This is a genomic window from Pseudomonas sp. 05N434 (genome assembly GCF_056396965.1).
The window spans coordinates 1-499 of the sequence record NZ_JBFTMK010001096.1 but is presented as its reverse complement, the minus strand read 5'-3'; the positions used below and the strand labels follow the sequence as shown (position 1 = coordinate 499).

The 499-nt window shown below is 52.1% G+C and carries 1 pseudogene; it reads right to left on the bottom strand.

The window, feature by feature from the left end:
• Window positions 1-325: pseudogene (locus tag AC1DLB_RS31915) on the bottom strand (hypothetical protein); the annotation flags it as partial.
• Window positions 326-499: the final 174 nt, after the last annotated feature.

Genomic DNA, 499 nt, shown 5'->3' with positions numbered 1-499 from the left:
CAGCGGACACTTGGCTGAGAAATGACGTCAAATCGAGAGCCATTCGTTCAGGGAGTTCGGTCATTCCTTCCGTAAGACCGACAGAAAGCAAGATCACATCTCTGAAGTGCTTCTTGATATCGCGACTGTCCACTTGCACGCCGTTCTGGATCTGCGCCTTCTTGTTAAGCCAGGCATGGGCTTTGAGCGGAACGAGCCTGTCGGCCCCAATGTGACTGATTTCCTGGGTGTGATCGACGCCGGCCAGGAGAAAGTTGTAATACTCATCATCAAGGATGATCGCAGAAAGACTTGCGGCTTGCTCTTCTACGGGGATTCTGGTCATTCGGGCCGCTTCTTCGTGTTCCAGGCCATCTGGGAGACGAGAAAAAAGCTCGATCTGAACTGGAAAGGATTTGTCCTCGGGATTCTGGAAGCGATAGAAAACAGGGGAGCCCCCTTCTCTGTCTCCATTTTGGCGAATGGCATATCCGCCGTCCTTGATGAACTTCCAGAACAC